At 69.4% G+C, this 23,061-nt stretch carries 14 protein-coding genes; 12 read left to right on the top strand and 2 right to left on the bottom strand.

Annotation, left to right across the window (positions count from 1 at the left end):
• From DFR34_RS13455 to DFR34_RS13495, 9 genes are all read left to right on the top strand, one after another.
• A complete protein-coding gene (locus tag DFR34_RS13455) occupies positions 1 to 432 on the top strand; it encodes a GPW/gp25 family protein (RefSeq protein WP_211309418.1) in 432 nt (143 codons plus the stop codon).
• Positions 410 to 4,231: a baseplate J/gp47 family protein gene (locus DFR34_RS13460; protein ID WP_110391683.1), complete on the top strand. Its 3,822-nt coding sequence runs from the start codon at positions 410 to 412 to the stop codon at positions 4,229 to 4,231. The genes DFR34_RS13455 and DFR34_RS13460 overlap by 23 nt, the downstream gene beginning before the upstream one ends.
• On the top strand, positions 4,212 to 4,844 hold the full coding sequence (locus DFR34_RS13465; protein ID WP_110391684.1) for a hypothetical protein: 633 nt from the start codon (positions 4,212 to 4,214) through the stop codon (positions 4,842 to 4,844). Before DFR34_RS13460 ends, DFR34_RS13465 begins: the two co-directional genes overlap by 20 nt.
• 5 nt (positions 4,845 to 4,849) lie before the next feature.
• On the top strand, positions 4,850 to 7,909 hold the full coding sequence (locus DFR34_RS13470; RefSeq protein WP_110391685.1) for a hypothetical protein: 3,060 nt from the start codon (positions 4,850 to 4,852) through the stop codon (positions 7,907 to 7,909).
• On the top strand, positions 7,906 to 11,973 hold the full coding sequence (locus DFR34_RS13475; protein WP_110391686.1) for a contractile injection system tape measure protein: 4,068 nt from the start codon (positions 7,906 to 7,908) through the stop codon (positions 11,971 to 11,973). The genes DFR34_RS13470 and DFR34_RS13475 overlap by 4 nt, the downstream gene beginning before the upstream one ends.
• Positions 11,970 to 13,310, top strand: a complete 1,341-nt coding sequence (locus DFR34_RS13480; RefSeq protein ID WP_110391687.1) for an ATP-binding protein — start codon at positions 11,970 to 11,972, stop codon at positions 13,308 to 13,310. Before DFR34_RS13475 ends, DFR34_RS13480 begins: the two co-directional genes overlap by 4 nt.
• A gap of 29 nt (positions 13,311 to 13,339) precedes the next feature.
• Positions 13,340 to 13,894, top strand: a complete 555-nt coding sequence (locus DFR34_RS13485; protein WP_110391688.1) for a Pvc16 family protein — start codon at positions 13,340 to 13,342, stop codon at positions 13,892 to 13,894.
• Positions 13,891 to 14,892 (top strand): hypothetical protein, encoded by a 1,002-nt coding sequence (locus tag DFR34_RS13490; protein WP_110391689.1) that lies wholly within the window; start codon positions 13,891 to 13,893, stop codon positions 14,890 to 14,892. Before DFR34_RS13485 ends, DFR34_RS13490 begins: the two co-directional genes overlap by 4 nt.
• A 102-nt stretch (positions 14,893 to 14,994) precedes the next feature.
• Positions 14,995 to 15,873 carry a hypothetical protein gene (locus DFR34_RS13495; RefSeq protein ID WP_110391690.1) on the top strand — a complete coding sequence of 293 codons (879 nt, stop codon included), beginning with the start codon at positions 14,995 to 14,997 and terminating at the stop codon, positions 15,871 to 15,873.
• A 115-nt stretch (positions 15,874 to 15,988) separates the two neighbouring features.
• Here DFR34_RS13495 and DFR34_RS13500 read toward each other — a convergent pair whose 3' ends face one another.
• Positions 15,989 to 17,989, bottom strand: a complete 2,001-nt coding sequence (locus DFR34_RS13500) for a methyl-accepting chemotaxis protein (protein WP_146215151.1) — start codon at positions 17,987 to 17,989, stop codon at positions 15,989 to 15,991.
• A gap of 224 nt (positions 17,990 to 18,213) precedes the next feature.
• Here DFR34_RS13500 and DFR34_RS13505 point away from each other — a divergent pair, with 224 nt between their 5' ends.
• From DFR34_RS13505 to DFR34_RS13510, 3 genes are all read left to right on the top strand, one after another.
• Positions 18,214 to 19,767, top strand: a complete 1,554-nt coding sequence (locus tag DFR34_RS13505; RefSeq protein ID WP_110391692.1) for an O-linked N-acetylglucosamine transferase, SPINDLY family protein — start codon at positions 18,214 to 18,216, stop codon at positions 19,765 to 19,767.
• 193 nt (positions 19,768 to 19,960) lie between these two features.
• A complete protein-coding gene (locus DFR34_RS16950; protein ID WP_146215152.1) occupies positions 19,961 to 20,197 on the top strand; it encodes an AbrB/MazE/SpoVT family DNA-binding domain-containing protein in 237 nt (78 codons plus the stop codon).
• A complete protein-coding gene (locus tag DFR34_RS13510) occupies positions 20,191 to 20,517 on the top strand; it encodes a type II toxin-antitoxin system PemK/MazF family toxin (protein ID WP_211309419.1) in 327 nt (108 codons plus the stop codon). The genes DFR34_RS16950 and DFR34_RS13510 overlap by 7 nt, the downstream gene beginning before the upstream one ends.
• Positions 20,518 to 21,078: 561 nt before the next feature.
• Here the strand turns inward: DFR34_RS13510 and recD are convergent.
• Positions 21,079 to 23,046 (bottom strand): exodeoxyribonuclease V subunit alpha, encoded by a 1,968-nt coding sequence (gene recD, locus DFR34_RS13515; protein ID WP_110391694.1) that lies wholly within the window; start codon positions 23,044 to 23,046, stop codon positions 21,079 to 21,081.
• Positions 23,047 to 23,061: the final 15 nt, after the last annotated feature.

Here is a 23,061-nt window from a genome sequence, read left to right on the forward strand (position 1 = left end):
ATGGCGCTGGCCGACAACGCCGGGTTTTTGGGTCGGGGCTGGGGCTTTCCGCCGCGCTTTGACCGCAGCCGCCGCCTGCCCGATATGGTCGAGGCAGAAGCCGACATCCGGCAAAGCCTCACCGTGCTGTTCTCCACCGTGCCCGGCGAGCGGGTGATGCTGCCCGACTACGGCTGCCCGCTGCACCTGCACGTCTTCGACGCCATGAACCAGAATACCCTCACCCAGCTGCGCAGCCTGATTGCCGACGCCATCCTGCGCTACGAACCGCGCATCCTGCTGGAAGACGTGATATTTGACCTGAGCGGCGCCATGCAGGGCGAACTGCGCATCACGCTGGATTACCTGATTCGCCAGACCAACACCCGCAGCAATATGGTGTTCCCGTTCTACTTTGCCGAGGGCACCCATGTCCGCCGCCTGGCTCGCTGAACTCGCCGTCTGGCGCGGCAGCGTGCGCGGCCAGGACGCGCAAGCCGCGCTGGACCCGGCGCGCGCGCCCGTGGACGACCGCGACCTGGCGCAACTGCTGTGCTTTATCGCCGACTTTGCCCGCCAGCTGCGCGATGTGGGCGACGACGGCGTCACCCAAGGCGACTGGCAGGTGTTCTTGCGCGACGACATCAGCTTTTTGCTGGCGCGCATCCTGTGCTTTGACCCCCTGCTGACCCACGCCGAGGCCAATCGCGTGCTGCACAGCGAGGCCGAGCCCAGCCGGCGCGACCGCGCCCTGCTGCACCTGCTGTTTGGCCTGTTCACCCGCGTCAGCGACTGGGCGCTGGCCGCGCGCGACATCAGCGCCAGCGCCACCCTGGGCACGCCGCTGGGCCTGAGCCTGGAAAACCTCATCCGCCAGCAACTCTCGCCGCTGTATCTGGCTATGCTGCACCACCCCGAGCACCCGGAGTGGGCGCAGCACTGGGCCCACTGGCAGGCTGCCTGGCAAGCCGGGCTGGCCGCCGCCGACGCCGACTGGCTGCTGGGGCAATGGCGCGGCAGCGGCGACGCAGACCTATACGCCGCGCCCGAGCTGTATGCCGTGCATGTGTCGTTTGTCGAGCGCATCGGGCAAAGCCTGCCGCCGATGCGCCATTATTTTGACGCCAGCCTGGCCGACACCTTTGGCCACCAGCCGCATACCGCGCTGCTGATTGCCTTTGCCCGCCTGCTGCGCCACGCCCAGGCCGACGCCAATGCGCTGACTGGCCGCCATCTGGATTTTTATTACCAAACCGTGCTGCGCCTGAGCGCCCGCGCGCCGCAACCCGACCAGGGCTGGGTAAGCCTGCTGGCCGCCCCTGGCCAGCCCGGCGTGCTGGCGCCGGCCGGCCTGCTGCTGGACGCCGGCCAGCAGGCCAATGGTCAGCCGCTGCGCTATGCGCTGGATCAGGCGCTGGTGGTCAATCAGGATCGCGTGGCGCAGCTGTGCGCCGTGCGCGCCGAATTTGGCGCAGATGGCCTGCCGGCGCGGCTGTGCGCGGCGCCCGTGGCCAATAGCGCCAATGGCCAGGGCGCGCCGCTGGCGCACCCGGCGCAGGGCTGGCCGGCGTTTGGCCCCGGCTCGGCGCAAGGCGCGGCCGATGCCGAGGTGGGCCTGCTGATCACCTCGCCCCTGCTCAGCCTGCGCGGCGGCCGGCGCAGCGTACGCCTGCGCCTGCAATACGACCCCAGCCCGGCCACCCTGCCCGACTCTCCCTTCCAGCCCAATCCGGCCCCGGCGCGGCCGTTTGCCGACGTGGCCGATGACTATTTGCACGCCGTGCGCGCCAGCCTGGTGGCCGACGGTCAGCGCAACCCCGACGCCGGCAGCCTGCTGCGCGCCATCAGCGCCAGCTGCACCCTGTGGCTGAGCACCGCCGCCGGCTGGCGACAGGCCGACAATGTCGCCATTTTTGCCAGCCGCGACCAAGCCTGGGTGGAAGTGCGCCTGACCCTGGCCGAAACCTTTCCGGCAGTAGCCCCGGCCGCCGCAGGCGTGCTGCCCCCCGGCGAGGCCGGGGCCGATTCGCCCTGGCCCCGGCTGAAACTGCTGCTCAACCCCAACGCCGCCGTGCCGGCCTATGGCTATCTGCAACAACTCAGCCTCACCGGCATGCGGCTGGACACCGTGGTCAGCGGCCTGGCGCCACAGCAGCTGGCCAATCAGCAAAGCCTGCTGGACACCCGCCAGCCCTTTGCCCCGCTGGGCCACGCGCCCACCGTCGGCAGCTATCTCACCCTCAGCGACGCCGAACTGGCCAGCAAACCGATCACCCGCGCCAGCGTGGACCTGGATTGGTTCAACCTGCCGGCCGATCTGGCCAGCTACTACGCCGGCTACCCGGCGCCCACGCCGGGCAATGGCAGTTTTCAGGGTGCCTGGCGGGTGGACGCTGCCGATGGCTCGCGCACCCAGGCGGATGCCGTGCCGCTGTTTACCGCCAGCGCCGACGCGGCCGCGCCGCTGGCCGCCAGCGTGCGCTTTGCCTTGCCTGCCGTGGGCGGCGCCGCGCAGCCATGGCGTGCGGTCAGCCTGCAACTGACCGCACCGGCCGATGGCTTTGGCCATGCCATTTATCCGCAAGTGCTGGCCACCGTGTCGCTGCGCGCCGCCGCCGCCATCAGCCGCGAGGCGCTGCAAGCCGCTACCAATCCGGCTGCGCCGCCGCCAGCCAGCTTGCCCAAGTGGCCGAATGCGCCCTACACCCCGCAGGCCAGCGCCGTGCGGCTGAACTACAGCGCCAGCGCCACGCTGCATGGTGTGCGCCAGATCGACGACAGCGGCGTGTCGCAAGCGTGTTTTTATCATCTGGGGCCATTTGGCCACCGCGCCGCCTCGGTGCGCGGCGCCACCGTGCTGCCCGGCCTGGCCACGCCGGGCCAGCTGTACATCGGCCTGAGCGGCTTGCAAGCGGGGCAGACCGTGTCGCTGCTATTCGGCATGCAGCCCACCGAGCTTCAGCAGGCCGCCCAGCGTCAGGGCTGGCCGGGCGCCAGCCAGGGCCCCGGCCAGGGCGATGCCGTCAGCTGGTTTTTTCTGGGCCATGATCAATGGTGGCCGTTTGCGCCGGGCGATATTCTCTCCGACAGCAGCGAGGCGCTGACCGGCAGCGGCATGGTGCGCCTGCAAACCCACGAAGGCCGCATCACCGCCGACAACACCCTGATGCCGGCCGGCTGCCACTGGCTGGCCGCCATCAGCCAGCGTCCGGACGCGCACAGCCAGATCACCGTGCTGGATACCCAGGCGGCCAGCATCACCCAGGTGCTGACCGCGGCGCAGCCAGACGCCGCCGGCCCGTTGCCGGCGGGCAGCATTCAGGCGCTGGTGGTCAAACCGCGCGGCCTGCAAGGCGTGCAGCAGGCGCTGGCCACCGTCGGCGGTCAGGCGGGCGAATCGCTGGCGGATTTTCGCACCCGCATCAGCCAGCGCCTGCGCCACAAGGCGCGCTGCCAGCGTGCCCGCGACCTGGAGCAACTGGCGCTGGAGCTGTTTCCCGAAGTGGGTCAGGCCAAGTGCATCACCCCCAACCACGACCCGCGCCAGCAGTATCTGGCGCCGCCACCGCCGGCCGGTCGCGTCGGCCTGGTGGTGGCCCCGCGCCCGGTGGGCAGCCTGCGCCCGGCTTTGCCGGTGAGCAGCCAGCGTCGCATCCGCGACGCCCTGCTGACCCACTGCCCGCCCGGTCTGCGCGATTTGTGGGTGTTTGCCCCGGAATACGAAACCGTCAAGATTTGCGCCCAGCTCACGGTGAACCCCAGCTGTGATTTTGTTTATTTGCGCCACACCCTGAACACCGCGCTATCGGCCTGGCTGGCGCCCTGGCGCAGCGACGCGCGCCAGCCGCTGCCCATCGGCGGCGATGGCCGCAGCATGAACGACCTGTACGTCTATCTGGCCGACCAGCCCGATGTAGACACCGTCGAGCAGCTGTTTGCCCTGCATGTCTACACCCTGAACGGTCAGCGCCACACCCGCTGGCTCAGCCGCGACGACGCGCTGACGCCATCCAGCCCGTGGGCGGCGCTGATTCCGGCCGACAACCACACGCTGACCCGCGACAGCCTGCCCTATGGCATCGGCCAACTGACCATCGGCGCCGACGTGATGGTGTTTGACACCGCGCCGGCCGACAGCGCCGCCGCGCTGGATGCCGCTGCGCCGCCGCCCGAATACACCCTGGCCTTGCCGCTGACCGACCTGCCCGCCCTGCCCTTGCGAGACGCCCGCCATGATCAAACGGCCCGATGAGCTGAAAAAAACCTTTGCCAATGGCGCCACCCCCAGCGGTGGCGACTTTGCCGACCTGATCGACTCGTTTGTGCCGCGCAACGAGCTGACCAGCGACGAGGTGCGCACCCTGCGCGAGATCATCGCCTGGTGGCGCAGCCAGAACCCCGCGCCCAGCCCCGACAGCGGCAATCAACCCGGCGGCGGCCAGCCCGACGCCGGAGGCGATGCCCCGCCGCCCACGCCCGACCCCAGCCCAGGCCCCGCGCCCGACCCCGCCCCCAGCGGCGACACCCGCCGCTTTACCGTGCCGGCCAATGGCAACTGGTTCACCCTGCCGGTGACCAGCGATCAGCCGGGGCACTGGCGCTGCCTGGCCAACACGCTGGACCCGCGACCGAGTTTTCGGGTCAGCAACACCGCCACCGCCATGGTAGACCAGCAAGGCGAGCGCCATTTGCGCCAGGATCTGGACCGCGACAGCTTTTTGCCCTGGCACACCATCCAGTTTGAGTGGCTGCCGTCCAGCGGCGGGCTGTATCAACTGGCGCTGCGCACCCGCTGCGACTTTGGCGTCAACACCCAGGGGCAGCCCACGCAGATCGACTGCCAGCTCACCCCGCTCAAGGGCTGACGCGCATGAGCCTGCCTGCCTCTTCAGCGCCGCTGCTGCCGGATTTTCCTGCCACCCTGCCCGCCAGCATGGACTTTGCCGCCCTGCTGGCCGAAGGTGTGGCGCTGACCCAGGCCATGTCGTCCGACCAATGGAGCGACTACAACGAGCACGACCCCGGCCTGACCATGCTGGAACAGCTGTGCTATGCGCTGACGGACCTGGGCCTGCGCGGCCATTATCCGGTGGCCGATCTGCTGGCCGACGCGCGCGGCAAGATCGCCCGCGACACGCTGTTTACCGGCAACCGCATCCTCACCACCGCCCCGGTCACCCCGGAAGACGTGCGCAAATGGCTGTACGACCGGGTACACGGCCTGAAAAACGTCTGGCTGAGCCCCAGCGAGCACACCCCCGGCGTGGTGGATGTGCGGGTGGAAAAATTCAAATGGGGCAAAGATGCCCAGCTGGTGGCCGATGTGGGCCGCGAGCTGCGCGCGGTGCGGCCGTTGGGCCAGGACTGGGGGCGCATCACCGTGCTGACCCCGCGCGCCCTGCCCTTGCAAGGCGAGCTTACCCTCAGCGCGGGCGCTGACGCCGACGCGGTGATGGGCGCGCTGCTGTTTGCCCTGAATCTGGGCCTGTCGCCCGGCCCCTCCCCGCGCGCCATGGATGCCGAACTGGCCGCCCAACTGCCGCCCGAGGCGCGCTACAACGGCCCGGAACTGGGCTGCGGCTGGATCGACGACCCCAGCCCGGCCAATCCGGTCTGCCGGATCGCCTTGCAGGATGTGGTGCGCATTGCCCAGGCGGTGGCCGGCGTGGCCAGCGTGCGCGCCCTGCGCTTTGTCGGCGGCGGCGACCATTTCACCCTGGGCATCGACGAAGCCCCGCTGGTGGATTTGCCCGCCGACGGCCAGCCCTGGCCATTCAGCGTCACCAGCGCCGCCGGCGGGCGTCTGACGCTCAACCGCCAGCGCGTCGAGCAGTATTTTCTCAAGCGCCGCGCCGAGGCGCAGGCGCAGGAAACCGCTGTGACGCTGTCCACCGACGAACAAGCTTACCGCCAGCTGCCCGACGGCCGCGTGCTGAACGTGGCGGATTATGTCTCGGTGCAGCACCAGTTTCCGCAAGCCTACGGCCTGGGGCGCTATGGCCTGGCCGAAGCCTTTGCCTGGCCAGAAGACGCCCAGCTGCGCCCGCTTAACCGCCAGGCCCGCGTGCGCCAGCTGCGCGCGTATCTCTTGCTGTTCGAGCAAGTGCTGAGCAATGCCTTTGCCCAACTGGCGCATGCGCGCGAGCTGTTTTCGCTGAGTGACCCCGGCCAGAGTTATTTTTACCAATCGCTGATCAGCAAGCCGCCGCAACCGTGGGATGCACCGGACACCGCCGCCGTGCTGATGCCGCCGCCAGACAATGCCGACCCGCACTGGCGCTATATCGTCTGCGTCAATCTGGTCGGCGCGCTCATCCTGCGCAGCCCGCGCCTGCCCAACCACGCCCGCGCCGAGGATTGGCTGGCCGAGGTGCGCGCCGCCTGCGCCGCGCAAGGCTGGCGCGCGCACAGCGAGGCCGAAGGCTGGCGGCTGGCGCTGTATGACGCCCGTGGCCGCTTGCTGGCCAGCGGCGTGGCCACCCTGGCCAGCGAGGCCGCCGCCCAGGCGCTGTGCAACCGTCTGTCCGCCGGCCCGCTGGAAAGCCATGTGCAGCGCCAGGGCGCGCAGGGCCTGCGCGTGCTGGACCGCGAGCAGCGCGTGCTGCTCAGCGCCTGCTGGGCCATCGACGCCAGCGCGCGCGCCGAACGCGCCGACGCCCTGCTGTTTTTTGGCCGCCACGCCCACCACTACCGACAACGGCGCTGGCCAGACGGCGGCTGGGGGCTGGCGCTGTGCGACGCCAACGGCGAGGTGCTGGCGGTGTGCCCGCGCCGCTGGCCAGACAGCCAGGCCGCCTGCCTGGGCGCCCGTGAAATCGCCCACTGGGTGCGCGAGCTGGCCTGCGGCTGTCAGCCCACTGGCCACTGGCTGCAATGGCTGCCCGAAGCCGACCCGCCCGTGGACAGCGGCGATGCCGCCGCCCATTACCTGGACGCCCTGCGTCGGCAAACCGCCGCCGCCGACCCGCATCCGGCCCGACGCAACCAGTTTCTGGATCACCTGCTGGCCCGCTTTGACGAGCGCTTCGACAATGCCTTGCTGGCCAGCTTCGACCCGCGTCCGGCCTATGTCGAGGGCTTTTTGCTGGAGCTGGCCAGCTGGAAAACCAGCCTGCTGGCCAGCTACCCGCTGTGGAGCGCCCGGCGCGGCCACGGCGCCGATTACGGCATGGCCCTGGCCGAGCGCATGCCGTTTGGCTCGGGGCTGGAGCATATTTTGTTCAGCCGGCTGGGGCTGGGTGGATGGCAAAAATTTGTCCGCCATCCACGCTCGCGCCCGCCGCTGGCGCTGGGCCGCACCCCGCCAAGCAGCGCCGGGCCGCAGCTGCGCTTTGTCAGCCAAGACCCGCAACTGCTGGCCATGCTGCTGCGCTACGGCGGCGACCGTGGCCGCTATCAACTGGGCGTCAGCCACTGCGGCTGTCATCACATGCTGTATTTCGACACCCCGGATGGCGCCCAGCTGGAAATCCTGCGCGGCCACAGCGAAGCCGAGATGATCGACGCCCGCGAACGCCTGCTGCTGTGGCTGCGCCGCGATGGCCCGGCCTGGGCCTCGGTGTACGCCGACGAAGGCTTGTATGTGCTGGAACATGTGCTGCTGCGCCCGCAGGGCGCGGCGGCGGCGGCCTGGCCGGCGGATGAAGCACTGCGGCTGAGCGTGCTGCTGCCCGATTGGCCGCTGCGCTTTTGCAACCCGGAATTCCGCCGCCATGTGCACACCCTGGCCTGCCAGTTTGCCCCGGCGCATCTGGCGCTGCGCTGCCACTGGCTGGACTTTGCCGCCATGCAGGCTTTCGAGCAGCGCTACGCCGACTGGGCCGACGCCCGCCGCCGCGCCTGCGCCGACAGCAGCGCCGAGGCCATGGCCACGCTGAATGCCTGCGCCCAGGCGCTGCGCGACTGGCTGGCCGCCCTGCCTGCGGCATGAACGCGCCCCGGCATCGCATTGGCCGCCTGCGCCTGGCGCTGCGCCTGCCCGGCGACGACAACCCCGCCCCGGCGCGGGCACTGGCCGCGCAGCTGGCCGAGCTGTGCCAGGGCGCCTTGGGCGAGGCGCTGGATCAGGCGCTGGCCGGCCGGCCGCCTGCCCGCTTGGGTCGGCTGGAACTGGACATCGGCCAGATCGAGCGCGCGGCGCTGACCGAAGAACTGCCACGCCGCGTGGCGCGCGCGCTGGCAGCGGCGCTGAACAGCCAACTGCCGCTGCCCACCCCGGCGCATGCCCGCACCAGCCTGAACCACGATGCCGTGCTGCACTGGCTGGCTGGCGCGCCGTGGTCTGGCCCGCCAACGCTGGATCAGGCGTTTGGCCAGGCGCTGGCCCGTCGCCGCGACTGGCTGCTGGCCGCCTTGCTGGCCCAGCGCGCGCCCGGCGCGCTCAGCGCGCGGCTGGCCCAGCACCTGGCCGAAGCCAGCCTGGGCCAGCTGGTGGAAGCGCTGCAACCCGGCCAGGGCGGCTATATCGTGCATTACGCCAGCCGGCTGCGCGAACAACAGCGGCGCGCGCCGCTGGTGGCGCGCGATGGCGACGGCTTTCGCGCCGAGGTGTGGGCGGTGATCCTGCTGGATTTATTGGTCAGCCACGGCTCGGCGTTCAACCGCCGCCGCTTTGTCGCCGCCACCCTGCGCCAGCTGGCCGCCCGCCACAATCTGGCCTACCACGCGCTATTGAGCCGGCTGACCGTCAGCCTGCGCGAAGCGCAAGCGCCGCTGGGCGCGCGCGACAGCCTGCTGACCCTATTGCACGAACTGGCCGAACACGCCGCGCCGGCCAGCTTGCCCGCCCCGGCTGACCACGCCGAGGCCACCGCCGACACCGCCTGGCTGGATTGGCTGGCTGGCCAGGCGCCGGCTGGCTTTGCCCCGCGCCCGGTGCTGCGCCGCGCCGCCCGCCAACAGCCGGCGCGCCTGCGCCAGGCGCTGCTGGCCGCACCGCCCCTTGCGCTGAGCGAGCGGCTGGCCGCCCAACTGGACGAAGACGGCCTGGCCGAGGTGGTGCAGCTGCTGGCCCCCGGCCACGCCGACTATATCGTGGGCTACGCCCGGCAGCTGCGCGCGCCGCCCAGCCATGCGCCGCTGCTGCCGGGCACGCCCAGCGCGGTGGCACGCGCCGTGTGGGCGGTGATTGTGCATGACCTACTGGTGCGGCACGGCTCGGAATTCAACCGCCGCCGCTTTATCGCCGCCACCCTGCGCCAACTGGCCGCCCGCCACAATGTGGCGTACCGCGAGCTGCTGGCGCGGCTGAGCCAGCACGCCCGCGACTGGCTGCCGGCGCATGGCGCGCGCAACAGCCTGTTGCACACCCTGAGCGCGCTGGCCGAGCTGGACGGCTCACCCGGCGAGCACGCCGCCGATGTTGCTGACGACCCCTGGCGCGCTTTCCTGGCCGCCCAGCCCAGCCCGACGTTGGCCAATTGGCTGGCCACCCGCGCCGCGCGCGACCCGGCGGATCTGGCCCGGCGTCTGCGTGCTGAACTGGCGGCCCCGGCGGTGCGCCGCCGCTTGTTGCGGGCGCTGCCAGCCGCCAGCCGGCGGCCGCTGTGGCGCTGGCTGGCCGCCCCGCCGCGCTGGCTGCGTCGCGTGGATGGCGTGTTGCGCGCCTGGCGGCATGGCCCGCTGGCGGCGCAGACGCTGGATGGCGAATGGCACGATGCCCTGTTGGCCAGCTGGCTGGCCGCGCCCGACGCCGACGACTGGCTCGGCCCGGCGCTGACCCAACTGGCCGCCAGCGCCGGGCTGTCGCTGGCGCAGTGCCGGTTGGCGCTGGCGCTGGGGGCGCAAAGTCAGCCGGCCTTGGCCGAACTGGCCAGCAGGCTGCGCCCACCGCTTGCTCCGCCACTGGCGACGCCGCCTGCGGTCTGGTCGGCGCTGTGCGCCAGCCTGGCCAGCGAGGCTGCGCCGCCAGTGGGCTGGCGCGATGTACTGGCCGCCTGCCTGTCGGCGTTGCCGCAACTGCCCGCCCAGGCGCAAGCCCGCCTGGTGCGCTGGCTGGGGGCGGCCGACAGCCTGGCCTGGTCGGCGCTGGCGGCGCGGTTGGGGCTGCCAGTGGCGGCCTTGTGGCCGTGGCGGGCGCAGCAGGCTTTGCAGCCCATGCCCTTGTCGGTGCTGGCGGCCGAGCTGGCCCTGGCCTGGCAGGCCGACGCTGACGCGGTGGCGGCGGCGCTGGATCGACACGCGCCACCCGCCACCCCCGCGCCGCCGGCCCTGCCTGTGCGGTCTGCCCGCCCGGCTTGGCGTGGCGCGCCGTCCGCCGCGCTGGCGTGGTGGCGCGAGTGGGAGGCGGCCCCAAGCTGGCGGCACGCCAGCCGTGCGCCGCTGGAGCAGGCGACTGCTCGCCCGGCGTTGGCGCACTGGTTGGCCGAGGGCGATTGGCCGCTGGCCAGCGCCTCGCCCGCGCAGGCCTGGGCGCAGCTGTGGCGCGCGCCCGACGCGCTGGCCAGCCTGCGGCCGGCCTTGCACACCCCTCGCGCCTGCGCCCGATTGGCGCGCTGCCTGCCCGAGGCCAGCCAGGCGCTGGCCCTGCGCCGCGCGGCGCCGGCGCAGGCCGATGTCTTGCTGAGCTGGCTGGCGCGCATGGCCCTGCTGCCCGGCCCGGCCAGCCAGCAGGGCCAGCGCCGCAGCCAACTGTGGCAGGCGCTGTGGCGCACCGTGGCCCAGGCCGACGCCAGTTGGTCGGCGGCGCGCTGGCTGGACGAAGCCACCCGCACGCTGGCCCAGCTGCGCCGGCAGGACGCCGACCGTCTGCGCGTGGCCCTGGCGCGCACCCTGCACGCCCACACCCCGGCCGACGCCGCGCTGCACCAGTGGCTGGCCGGCCAGCCGATCAGCGCGTCGCCAGCGCCACCCGCCCCCGCGCCCACCCGGCGCTATCGTCAGCCTGCTGTGCCTACGCCGCTGGCCACGCTGTGGGCGGTGCTGCGCGGTGGCGGCGCGCCGCATGGCACGGCCCGCGCCAGCCTGCTGGCGGCGCTGAACAGCCTGGCCGACGCCTCGGCCGCCCGGCGTCGCCACTGGCGTGGTCAACTGCGCGATGGGCTGGCCGAGCCGCTGGCGTTGACGCGCTTGGCCGCCAGCCTGCCGCCGGCGGCGCTGGCCCGTCTGCTGTGCCTGTGGCTGCCGCCCGCGCAGGCGGCGCGCTGGCTGGCGGTGTGCCAGGCGCTGGGCCAGGCCTTGCCGGCCGGCTGGCGGCGTCAGGGTTTGGTGTGGGTTTGGGCCGGGTTGCTGGCCGCCTGTTCTCGCGCCGAGGGCCGCGCCCGGCATCCGGCAGCGCTGCTGACCGCTTTGCTGGCCCAGTTGCGCGCGCGCACCGGCCTGCGCGAACTGGCGTTGTTGCCCGCCATGCACCGCGCCCTGGGCGCCGACGCCGCCCGCGACTGGGTGGACGCCGCCTGGCGGCTGGCGCTGGCCGCCCGTGAACCCGCGCCAGCCCGGCCGCCAGAAACCCCCGCCGCCGCGCCCGCCGAGGCCGACGACAGCGTGTGTCTGGGCGTGGTGAACAATGCCGGGCTGGTGTTGCTGACGCCGTTTTTGTCGATGTATTTCGAGCGGCTGGGCTGGCTGCGCGATGGCGGATTTGTCGATGAGCTGGCGCGCGGGCGCGCGGTGTTTGCCCTGCACCGCCTGGCCGGCCTGCCGACTGAAGCGCCAGAAGACCAGCTGGCGCTGAACAAGCTGCTGTGCGGCCTGCCCGCCGCCGCCTCGCCACCGTGGCCGGGCGCGGCCGACCCGGCGGAGCACGAGTTGGCGCACAGCCTGCTGTATATGATCACCCAGCGTTGGGACAAGCTGAAACACACCTCGGTGGCCGGTCTGCAAGAAACCTTTTTGCGCCGCGATGGCCGTCTGCTGCGCCAGCGTGAGCGGCTGTGGCTGGAAGTCGCGCCGCGCGCCTACGACATGCTGCTGGACAGCCTGCCGTGGGGATATTCGATGATCAAACTGCCCTGGATGAGCGAACTGCTCCAGGTGCGCTGGAGACACACACCATGAACGCCGACGCCTTGCGCGCTCAAGCCCTGGGTCAAGAACTGGACTGGCTGCAAGCGTGGATCACCGCCGCGCTGGAAGCGTATTTTCAGGATGCGCCGCTGGCCGGCCCGCCGCCGCCCACCCTGGCCGCCGATGGCCCTTATGCCCAGTGGCTGGCGCGCTGGGGGCTGGACGACGATGCCCGCCTGGTGCTGGCGCTGGCCTTGGCCCCGCATCTGCGCCCGGCGGCGTTGGATGCGCTGCTCTTGCAAAACAGCCAGCTCAATCAGCCCTTCACCGCCTTTGGCGGCCATGTCTCCAGCCAGCGGCGCGGCTTTTGGCCCAGCGCCGAAACCGCGGTGTTTTTGCTGGCCGGCGACGATATGGCCCGCCGGCTGCACGCCCAGCAGCTGTTTGACGCCGACGCGCCGCTGCGCTGCCATGGCGTGCTGGATGGCCCGCCGCCCAGCGACCGCAGCCAGCCCGGCGCCTGGCTGGACATGCCGCTGCGCGTCAGCGACGAGGCGCTCAGCCTCTTGCTGCGCGACCGCCCGCACCAGCCGCAGCACAGCGCGGATTTTCCGGCGCAGCGGCTGGTCACCGGGCTGGAATGGGTTGATCTGGTGTTGCCGGCCAGCGTGCGCGCCGAGGTGGAAGATTTACTGGCCTGGGTGCAGCACCGGCACACCCTGCTGGACGACTGGGGGCTGTCGCGGCGCATCAAGGCCGGCTATCGCTGCCTGTTTTACGGCCCGCCCGGCTCGGGCAAGACGCTGACCGCCACCCTGCTGGGCAAGGCCACCGGCCTGCCGGTGTACCGGGTGGATTTGTCGCAGGTGGTGTCCAAATACATTGGCGAAACCGAAAAAAACCTGTCGCGGCTGTTTGATCAGGCCCAGCGGCAAGACTGGATTCTGTTTTTTGACGAGGCCGACGCGCTGTTTGGCAAGCGCAGCAGCGCCAGCAGCGCCAACGACCGCTACGCCAACCAGGAAGTGGCCTATCTGCTGCAACGCATCGAGGATTTTCCTGGCATCGCCATCCTGGCCAGCAACCTGAAAGACAATATCGACGAAGCCTTTGCTCGTCGTTTTCAATCCATGCTGTATTTCCCGCTGCCTGGCCCGGACGAGCGCCTGCAACTGTGGCGCGACGGCCTGGCGGCGCTGCCCTGCCCGCTGGCCGGCGATTGCGACCTGCCCCGCCTGGCGAGCGAAGCCGCGCTCAGCGGCGGCTCGATCAGCAATGTGCTGCGCTACGCCGCCCTCCAGGCCGTGCGCCGCCAGCCGGCCGAAATCACCCTTAACGACCTCACCCGCGGCATTGCCCGCGAAGTGCGCAAGGACGGCCGCATCTAGGCCGCCGCTGACCCCCAAAAGGCCCCGCCATGCTGGATGTCACCCTGCAATTTCTGCAACAACAACTCAACGCCGCCCTGCAACAGCAACTGGCCAGCGCCCAGCCGCTGGCGCGTCTGGCCAGCCTGGTGCAGCCAGACGGCCAGCCCACCGCCGGGCTGGGCAATTGTCTGGTGATGTCTTTATTGAATGTCGAGCGCGAAAGCGCTGCGCCCATGCTGCCGCCCGGCTACAGCCCGGCGCAGGCCGCGCCCAGCCTGCATCTGAACCTGGACATGCTGTGCACCGCCCTGTGCGCCCGCTACGAAGACGCCCTGCGCCTGCTCAGCCTGACCTTGGGGTTTTTTCAGGCGCAGCCGCTGTTCACTGCCGACATGCCGGGCTTTCCGCCTGGCCTGGGCAAACTCAGCGTCGAGCTGCGCAGCCTGGACTTGAACACCATGAATACGCTGTGGGGCATGCTCGGCGCCAAGCACCAGCCGGCAGTGGTGTTTCGCGTGCGCATGCTCAGCCTGCACAGCGGCCCACGCCAGCTGCTGCCGGCGGTGTCGCAGCCCGCGCCGCAAGTGGGGAGACAAACATGAACGGCTGGCGCGCGTGGTTTTCGCTGCATTGCCAGCACGAGTATTTTGCCGACCGCCGCTGGCCGGGCCTGCGCGTGCAGCCGTCGGCCGCCAGCGCCGCCTGGCTGGCCGCGCGCGGGCTGCGCTTTCAGCCCAATGCCGACGGCGGCGTGCTGTGGGCGCCAGAGGGTGACGACAGCTGGGCGGCCGATGCCGAACAGGCGCGGCTGCATTTTTGGTTAAGTGGGGTGGGCGGCGACTGGCTGTATTACACCGCGCTGGCGCAGCCGGCCACGCTGGGCCTGTGGTGTTTTGACAGCCGGCAATGCCGGCCGCGCAACAGTGGCGCGCTGAACGCCGCCGGCCCGCTGGCCGCGCCCTGCCTGCCGGCCATGCCTTGGGCGTTTGACTGGCCGGTGAACCCGCCCGTGCAGGCCGCCGTGCTGAGCCTGATCGACCCGCTGGCGGCGCGCGGCGCGCCCCCTGTCTGGCAGGCGCTCAGCCCTGCTGCCCGGCTGGCGCGGCTGCCCTTGCGCATCAGCGGCGTGGCGGAAGGGCGTTACCAGCTGCTGGTGAATGACGCGCAGGCGCTGGATGCCTGGTTTGGCCCCTGCCCGGCCGACGCCTGGGGCGTGCTCACCGTGGATGCGCCACGCCCACCCTCGGCGCGCCAGCCAGGCAAGGTGTATCAGTTGCAACTGTCGGCCGCCAGCCGCCACTGGCGCTATCAGGTGCTGGGCGACGCCGCCACGCTGGCCGACTGTCAGCTCACCGTGCAAGACAGCGTCAGCGGCCAGACGCTCACTTTTAGCGATCAGGGCCCGGTGCAGACGGCAGGCCGCAGCGGGCGGCTGTGGCGCTCACCCGCGCCGCTGACCCTGGCCCAGCAGGCCGGCGCGCGCTATCAGCCGCGCCTGCGCGCCGCCAATGGCACGCTGGACATCCCGCTGCCCTGCCCGCCCCCCGAGGCGCGCGCGCCAGACGCCAGCAGCGAGCTGGAATGGCTGGTGTATCTGTAGTTCGGTTCACAAACCGTCCGCCCGCGCGTTGTGCCCCCGACGGCCTGCCGGGTTGGACGACGGCAAGTGACGCAAACTTAACCCCCTCAGAAAGGCTCCCCCATGTTCAACAGTACGGTTCTGGAAGTCGCCATCGGCATGATTTCCTGCTATTGCGCTGTCAGCCTGATTGTCAGCTCGATCAACGAAGGCGTGTCGTCCATGCTGCAATTGCGCGGCAAGTATTTGTTGCAGGGCATTCAAAAACTGCTCAACGACCCGGACTTTAACCACATGGCGCAGGCGGTGTACAACAACGCCCAGTTTCACCCGGCCGGCAATGGCCAGGCCGTGAATGCCAAAGACCTGGAGAGCCTGCCCTCGTATGCCTCGCCGCGCCAGTTTGCCACCGCGCTGACCGACACGCTGACCACCTTGCAAACCCTGCCGGGCGATATGGGCAGCGCCATCCAGAACATCCCCAACCCGCAACTGCGCCAGGCACTGTCCAGCATGTACGAGCGGGCCGGCAATGATCTGTCGCAGTTCGAGGCGGAAGTGGCCTACTGGTTTGATCAATCCATGCAAAGACTGGCCGGGGCGTACAAACGCACCATTCAGGTGTGGACCGTGGTGTTTGGCCTGGTGCTGGCCATGGTGTTCAATATTGATACTTTTCATTTGTTCAAGGTGCTGTGGTTGCACCCGACACTGGCGGCCAATATCAGCGCCGATCAATTTGCCAACGCGCAAGTGGCCATGGATCAACTGAGCGTCACCAGTCTGCCGATAGGCTGGGAGAAGCCGCCTTTCTCCTGGGGGGCGGATGGCCCGCACTGGAATTATGGCCTGAGTGATTTCTTGCTGATGGCGCTGGGCTGGGGCGTGACCGCGCTGACCACCTTGTTTGGCGCGCCGTTCTGGTTTGATCTGCTGCAAAAAGCTACCCACCTGCGCGGGGCAGGCAATAAACCAGCCAGCACGCCGAATACTGCAAGTTGAGCACGGGCGCCGGGCGGTGCGCCGCTACCCGATTCATGCGCTTCACCGTGCTGCGTCCGCCCAGACCCAGGCAAATCACCCCCGCGTGCTGACGGTGGCGGTTGCGCTTACCCCCTCACGTCCTGAACCGCCCCACCAGCCCATCCAGCTGCGCCGCCAGCGCTTGCAGCTCGTGGCTGGCGCGCGAGGTGTGGCGGATGGCGTCGTCGGTGGCGCGGGTCATGTCGTGGATGTCGCGCACGTGGCTGGCCACGGTTTCACTGGCCTGGGCGTGGTCCTGGGTGGCTTGGGCGATGGCCTGGCTGGAGGCCAGCAGGGCGCACATGCTGTCCTGAATGCCGCTGATGGCCTGGGCAGTGTGTTCGGCCTGGCTGACGCCGTCGTCCATGCGCGCCTGGGTATCGCGCATGGTGTGGCTGGCGTCGGCCATTTCGCGCTGGATGGCGCTGATCATGCCGCCGATTTCCTGGGTGGCGCTGGCGGTGCGTTCGGCCAGTTTGCGCACCTCGTCGGCCACCACGGCAAAGCCCCGGCCTTGCTCGCCGGCGCGGGCGGCTTCGATGGCCGCGTTCAGCGCCAAGAGATTGGTTTGCTCGGCAATGTCGTTGATCACCGCCACAATCTGGCCGATCTGGCTGGAGCGTGCGCCCAGGCCGTTGAGCGCGCCGGCCAGTTGGCCCACGGTGTCGGCGGCGCGGGCGATGGCTTGGGCGGTGGCTTCCACGCCGCCGGCCAGCTCGCCCGACAAATCGCCAGTGCGCCGCGCTTCGTCGCGCCCGCTTTGCGCGGCGGCGGCGATGCGCGCCATGCTGGCCGAGGTGTCGGCCACGCTGCTGTTCACCCGCTGCGCGGCCTGCGCTTGTTGCTCCGAGGTTTGCGCCACGCTGGCGGTGTTGTCCACCAGGTGCAGCAGGTGGGCGTCCAGCGCCTGGCTGTGTTGTTTGACCTCGGCGAACATATCGCGCAGGCAGTCGACAAAGCGGTTGAACGCGGCGGCGGTGCGGCTGATTTCGTCATGGCCGCTGACCGGCAGGCGGCGGGTGAGGTCGCCCTGGCCGCGCGACAGCTCGTCCATGGCGTCGGCCATGCGCCGCAGCGGATGGAGGGTGCGGCGCACAATCCAGGTGGTCAGCGCCAGCATGGCGACAAAGCCCAGCGCGCTGGTGATCAGGGTGTTGCGCACCACGGTCAGCGCGTCGGCGGCCAGCTCGTCGGCATCCACCGACACCGCCACCGCCCACGGCGCTACGGTTTCGCCCAGTTGAATCGGCGCCAGCACCATCCAGCGGCCGTCGTCGCTGCGCCAGCGGTAGCGCTCGCCCTTGCCCAGCGCCGCGCGCGCCGCCTGCGGCAGCTCCGCCGCCGACTGGCCCACCCGGTCAGGCTGCGGATGCGCCAGCCAGCGCCCCTGGCTGGACAGCAGGCCCAGATAACCGGTGTCGTACAGCTTCACCGCCGCCAGGTCGGCCTGGATGCGCGACAAATCCAGCGTCACCCCCACCGCACCCAGAAACTGGCCGCCAATCATCACCGGCGTGGCGGCGCTGATCAGGGTCAGGCTCTGGTTGCCCGAGCTCTCGCGGTAGGATTCGCTCAGCAGCGGCTCGGGCCGTGTCAGCAGGGTTTGATAGGGGCTGGAAGGCTCGCTGTAGCCGGCCATGGCGGTGCTGAGCACCTCGCCGCCCTGACGCCGCCAGTAGGGGGCAAAGCGGCCCGAGCCATCGTGCATGGGTTTGTCTTTCCAACTGGCGTCGCGGCCGTCCAGGGCGTTGGGCTCCCACACCGACCAGATGCCCTGAAACGCGGTGCGTTGCTCCAGCGCATTGAGCAGCAGCCGCGCCAGCATGTCGCGGTCGCTGACCTGGCTGCGCTTGAGCGATTCATAAGTGGTGGCCAGCTCGCGCGAGGTGTCCAGCGCGGCGCGCAGGCGCTCTTCCACCCAGCGGGCTTTCAGCTCGGCCTGCAATTCCGCTTCGCGCATGCCCTGCGCGCGCGCCTGGCGGATATGTTCAAACGCGCCATAGCCGACGATCAAGGCAAAGCCCAGCAGCGACAGCAAAGTGACCGACAGGGAGATTTTCAGGGCAACGCTGAGGCGGCGCGGCGGCTTTAACATGGTGGGGCTCCAGTCCGGGGGTGACTGGTGTTTCTCCAGCAGATAGCGCGCCAGCGGCACAACAGCAGATTGTGTTTTTCAACATGATGTTTTTAAAAGAATATTGCGCTGACGCCCTATTCCGGCGTCCGGAAAACCGAATCTGTGCCAGCTGATGCATCCGGAGAACCGAACCTGCCTCGGGTATCATCGGGCTTTCTTGCCTGTTGTGCCGATTGCCCGCCATGACCACCGCCACCTTGCTTGCCCAGGCGCAAGCCCACGCCAGCACCGGCCAGCACGATGCCCTGCTGGCCACCTGTCAGCGCATTCTGGACGCCACTCACAGTCAGGACGTCAACGCCCTGCTGGACGTGGCCGCGCTGCTGCTGGGCAGCGGGCATGTCAGCCCGGCGCAAGCCTGTTTGCAGCAGGCCATCCGCCTGGCGCCGCAAGACTATCGCGCCCATGTCAACCTGGCCAATCTGTATCGGGAAATCGGCGAACATCGCGCCTCGCGCCAGTTGTATCAGCAATTGGTGCATGTGCTGCCAGATCACCCGCTGATCCGCCGCAATGCCCTGGTCAGCCTGGAATACGACCCGGACGCCAGCCCGGCGGTGCGTCGCACCATGGCGCAGCTTTGGGGTGAATGGGCGCAGGCGCGGGTGGGCGGCCGCCAGCCGCGCCCGCCGGCCCCGGCGCTGAATGGCCGGCCGCTGCGAGTGGGCTATGTATCGGCGGATTTTTGTCAGCACACCGTCGGCCTGTTGGTGCAGGACGTCTTGCGCGCGCACAACCCGGCGCGGGTGAGCGTATTTGCCTACAGCGCTGGCGGCGTGTCGGACTGGGTCAGCCGCAATATCGCCGCCTGTAGCCAGTGGCGCGATGTGGCCGCGCTGGACGACGCCGCGCTGGCCGCCCAGGTGCGCGCCGACGGCATTGATGTGCTGGTGGATTTGTCTGGCCACACCGCCGGCTCGCGGCTGACCGCCTTTGCCCTGCGCCCGGCCCCGGTGCAAGCCTCCTGGCTGGGCTACTTTGCCACCACCGGCCTGAGCGATATCGACGCGCTGCTGCTGGACGACTGGCACGCTCCGCCCGAGGTGGCAGCGCAGTGCATCGAGCCCGTGTGGCGGCTGCCGCGCGGCAAGTTTTGCTACCAGCCCGCGCCGTGGGCGCCGGCCACGGTGGCCCCGCCACCCTGTCTGAGCCAAGGCCATATCACCTTTGGCTGCTTTAACAACACCTCCAAACTCAACCCGGCCGTCTTGGCGTTGTGGGCGCGCCTGCTGCACGCCATCCCCCACGCCCGCCTGCTGCTGAAATGGCGCACGCTGATCGACGCCGGCCTGCGCCAGCGCGTGGTCAACACCTTTGCCGAACACGGCATCGACCCGGCGCGGATAAGCTGCCGGGGCGCGTCGTTTCATGCCGACCTGCTGCATGAATACGCCGACATCGACATCGCTCTGGATCCTTTTCCCTTCACCGGCGGGCTGACTAGCTGCGAAGCGCTGTGGATGGGCGTGCCGGTGCTCACCTGGCCCGGCGCCACCCCGGTCAGCCGGCAAACCTGGGCGCTGCTGGCCGCCATCGGCCTGCCCGAACTGGCCGCCCGCGACGAACACGACTACCTGCGCATCGCCCAACAACTGGCCAGCCAGCCCGAACACCTGAACACCCTGCGCCACAGCCTGCGCGTGCGCATGCAAGCCTCGCCACTGATGGACCCGGCCGGCTTTGCCCGCCAACTGGAAGACGCCTGGCTGGCTTTGTATGGGCGGGTGGCGGGCTAGGCGGCCAGGCTGAGGCGGGGGTGGAGTATCTATTCACGTCCGGCGGCTAAAAACCGCCAAGCTGTTGATATATAATAAGATTCTGCTAAAAGAATCTATTCATGCGATGTTTGATGCTGGCGTGTGCTTGGTTTTGTGGTGAAGTTGTGGTGTACTAACAAAGTTATTACTTGCGGGCCCTCAGGAGGCAGACATGCGCACGACACTCAGACGTATCGGTAACTCACAAGGGGTGTTGATTCCTGCTCCCTTATTGGCAGAATGTGGCATCCAGGATGAAATCGAACTGCATCTGGAAGGCAAAAAAATTGTGATCGAGCCTGTTCAGCAACCCCGAGCAGGTTGGTTTGACGGCTACCGTGCCGAAGACGATGTGGATGTCTGGCAGCAATTGCCCCCAGATGCAGACAGCGAGGCATGGGAATGGTGAAAACCAGCGCCTTGATCCGGCGTGGTGACGTGTTTTGGGTGAATCTGGACCCTACCGTGGGCAGTGAAATCCAGAAAACCCGTCCCGCCTTGGTGGTGTCGCCTGATGACATGAACGCCATGCTGCCACGGGTGATTGTGGCGCCGCTCACCAGCAAAGGACAGCCCTTGGGCTGTCGGCCCGAAGTGCTGTTCAATGGCCGTCCCGCGCGCATTTTGCTAGATCAACTGCGTTGTGTGGACAAAGCGCGCTTGCTTGGGCGCTTGGGTGAGATTGAGCCCAAGGTGTGGCATGGGGTGATGCTGGAGATGTTTGAATAGGCTCGACGTCGCCATGTGTAGAAGTTCAGATTTAATTTGACAATCCGGTGCTGTCAGAACGGGAGAAACCATGCGGTGACGTCAGCGTGCCATGGCTACAGGGGACGGTATACGGCGGCAATGGCACCCGCAACCGCGTTTCTGATGACGACTTCACAAAGGTGAAGGGGCGCGAGAAATGCAGCTGAAACCTGAGCATTCCAGTCATACAGCTCAAGCGCCCCGCGCACCGGAGGGAGCGCGGTTGTCGCCGCCTCGTAAGTGCTGATTCGAGGATGGCGAAAGGCGTTTTTAACTGCGACTTCTTGTGCAGTCGGGGGTGATTGTTGATGTCGGCGGCGCGTTTGAAGCCATTATCGTGTTGAGCTACCATGATGGAGCTAGCCACTGGGGATTGTGGGAAACCGCCCTCAGGGATATACGATGTAGTTTAGAAAAGCCCGCCTTTTTGGCGGGCTTTTCGCATTGTATCAAAGGGATACGTGCATGGCCTCGGTTTTTCGAACATGTCGACACCGTACAGCATCGGCAAAGCAGGGAAATACCGGTTCAAACTTGAACCTACAGGGTGTTTGAAAAAACACGACCAGTATAAAACCCCCTCAACCCCGCTACCCTCTCCCCCAACCCACTCTGCCGCCTCGTCTCCGTCCCCGCCGCCAGCGCCAGCATCCCTTCCCTTGCCTCCAGTAAAGTAAATTCCGCCTTGGCGCGGGTAATCGCCGTGTAGGCGAGTTCGCGGGTGAGCAGGGGGCTGGGGTGGTCGGGCAGGATCAGGGCGGCGTGGGTGAATTCCGAGCCTTGTGATTTGTGCACGGTCATGGCGAATACGGTGTCCACGTCGGGCAGCCGCAGCGGCGAGATCCAGCGCACGGCGCCGGCTTGGGCGAAGATCACCCGCAGTTGCTGGCGGGCGTCCAGCACGGTCAGGCCGACGTCGCCGTTCATCAGGCCCAGGGTGGGGTCGTTGCGGGTGAGCATCACCGGGCGGCCGGGATACCATTCGCGTTCGGGCTGGATCAGGCCGGCGGCGGCCAGCACCTGTTCGGCGCGGGTGTTCAGGCCGGCCACGCCCCAGGGGCCACGGCGCAGTGGGGTGAGCAGCTGAAAACCGGCAAACACCCGCAGGGCGTGTTGCGCCCAGGCGTCCCAATCGGCTGGGGCGGCGTCGGCGGCTGGGCGTTGGCGCACGGCGTGCAGCATGGTTTGATAGCCGTTGCGCAAAAGTTGATCCAGCTGGGCGTCGTGTTCGCCGTGCAGGCGCAGAGCGCGGATGTCGGCGTAGCGGCCCCACAGCGCGCCCAGCTCGGCGCCCTGGCGCACGGCTTGCGCCAATTGGCCGATGCCGCTGCTGGCGTCAAAGCGGTGCGAGTGGCGCAGCATCACCGTGCAGTCGGCCAAGGGCGGCGCGGCCAGTTCGGGGCGGGCGGCGTAGGGGCCCAGATCCGCGCCGTCGGCGGCGGCGGCCAGCCAGTTCAGGGTGTCGGGGCGGTAGCCGCCAGCGTCGGCGTGGGCGCACAGCTGGCCCAGCACGGCGCCGGCTTCGACAGAGGCCAACTGGTCTTTGTCGCCCAGCAGAATCAGCCGGGCGTGTTCCGGCAGCGCATCCAGCAGCGCGGCCATCATTTCCAGATCAATCATCGAGGCTTCGTCCACCACCACCACGTCGGCGTGCAGCGGCGCTTCGCGGTGATGGCGAAAATGCCGGCTGTCCGGGCGGCTGCCCAGCAGGCGGTGCACGGTGCTGACGGTCAGCGGGATGTGCGTGAGCACCTCGTCCGGGGCCAGGCCCACCAAGCGCTGGCGGGCGGATTCCAGCGATTCGCTCAGCCGGGCGGCGGCCTTGCCGGTGGGCGCGGCCAGGCGCAGGCGCAACGGCGGCGCGCCAGCGGCGATGGCCTGGTGTTGCAGCAGCGCCAGCACGCGCACCACAGTGGTGGTTTTACCGGTGCCGGGGCCGCCGGTGATCAAGGTCAGCCGGCCGCGCAGCGCCAGCGCGCAGGCCAGGGTTTGCCAGTCGGGCTTGGCGCCGCTGGCGCGCAGCCAGTCGGGCAGCGTGGGTTGCGCGGCGGCGCTCAGTGGCGCGGCGCGGGCGCACAGCGCGGCAGCCACGTCTTGTTCGTATTGCCAATAGCGGCGCAGATACAGCCGCGCGCCGTCGCGCACCAGCGGCGAGGCGCGGCCGGCGTCGGCGTCCGCCTCGGCCAGCAAGGGCGTGGCGGCGGCTGGCCACGGCCACAGCGCGGGCGGCATGAGCGCATTCGCGGCGCGCGGAGCGCCTTCTGGCGGCAGGCCCAGCGCGTCTTCCAGCGAGGCGTGCTGGCCCAGCGCGCGCAAATCCAGGCAGGGATGACCGCGCCCCAGCTGGTGGCTGGCCAAGGCGCCGGCCAGCCACACGCGCGGGTCGGCGTCGGGGTCAAGCTCGGCCAAAAACGCGGCAAAGCGCACGTCCAGCGGCCGCAGCCAGCGGCGCGCCAGCCAGTCGTCGAGCAGGGGCTGGATGTCCAGCAGCGGGGCGGGGTGGGTCATGGCGCATCCTTGGCG

It is taken from the genome of Rivihabitans pingtungensis, assembly GCF_003201855.1.
GTDB classification, from domain to species: domain Bacteria; phylum Pseudomonadota; class Gammaproteobacteria; order Burkholderiales; family Aquaspirillaceae; genus Rivihabitans; species Rivihabitans pingtungensis.

Coding starts and splice junctions, on each gene's coding strand:
- DFR34_RS13470 (WP_110391685.1), top strand. CDS start 4,850: ATGAGCCTGCCTGCCTCTTCAGCGCCGCTGCTGCCGGATTTTCCTGCC.
- DFR34_RS13465 (WP_110391684.1), top strand. CDS start 4,212: ATGATCAAACGGCCCGATGAGCTGAAAAAAACCTTTGCCAATGGCGCC.
- DFR34_RS13475 (WP_110391686.1), top strand. CDS start 7,906: ATGAACGCGCCCCGGCATCGCATTGGCCGCCTGCGCCTGGCGCTGCGC.
- DFR34_RS13510 (WP_211309419.1), top strand. CDS start 20,191: ATGGTGAAAACCAGCGCCTTGATCCGGCGTGGTGACGTGTTTTGGGTG.
- DFR34_RS13480 (WP_110391687.1), top strand. CDS start 11,970: ATGAACGCCGACGCCTTGCGCGCTCAAGCCCTGGGTCAAGAACTGGAC.
- DFR34_RS13500 (WP_146215151.1), bottom strand. CDS start 17,989: ATGTTAAAGCCGCCGCGCCGCCTCAGCGTTGCCCTGAAAATCTCCCTG.
- DFR34_RS16950 (WP_146215152.1), top strand. CDS start 19,961: ATGCGCACGACACTCAGACGTATCGGTAACTCACAAGGGGTGTTGATT.
- DFR34_RS13485 (WP_110391688.1), top strand. CDS start 13,340: ATGCTGGATGTCACCCTGCAATTTCTGCAACAACAACTCAACGCCGCC.
- DFR34_RS13490 (WP_110391689.1), top strand. CDS start 13,891: ATGAACGGCTGGCGCGCGTGGTTTTCGCTGCATTGCCAGCACGAGTAT.
- DFR34_RS13505 (WP_110391692.1), top strand. CDS start 18,214: ATGACCACCGCCACCTTGCTTGCCCAGGCGCAAGCCCACGCCAGCACC.
- DFR34_RS13495 (WP_110391690.1), top strand. CDS start 14,995: ATGTTCAACAGTACGGTTCTGGAAGTCGCCATCGGCATGATTTCCTGC.
- DFR34_RS13455 (WP_211309418.1), top strand. CDS start 1: ATGGCGCTGGCCGACAACGCCGGGTTTTTGGGTCGGGGCTGGGGCTTT.
- recD (WP_110391694.1), bottom strand. CDS start 23,046: ATGACCCACCCCGCCCCGCTGCTGGACATCCAGCCCCTGCTCGACGAC.
- DFR34_RS13460 (WP_110391683.1), top strand. CDS start 410: ATGTCCGCCGCCTGGCTCGCTGAACTCGCCGTCTGGCGCGGCAGCGTG.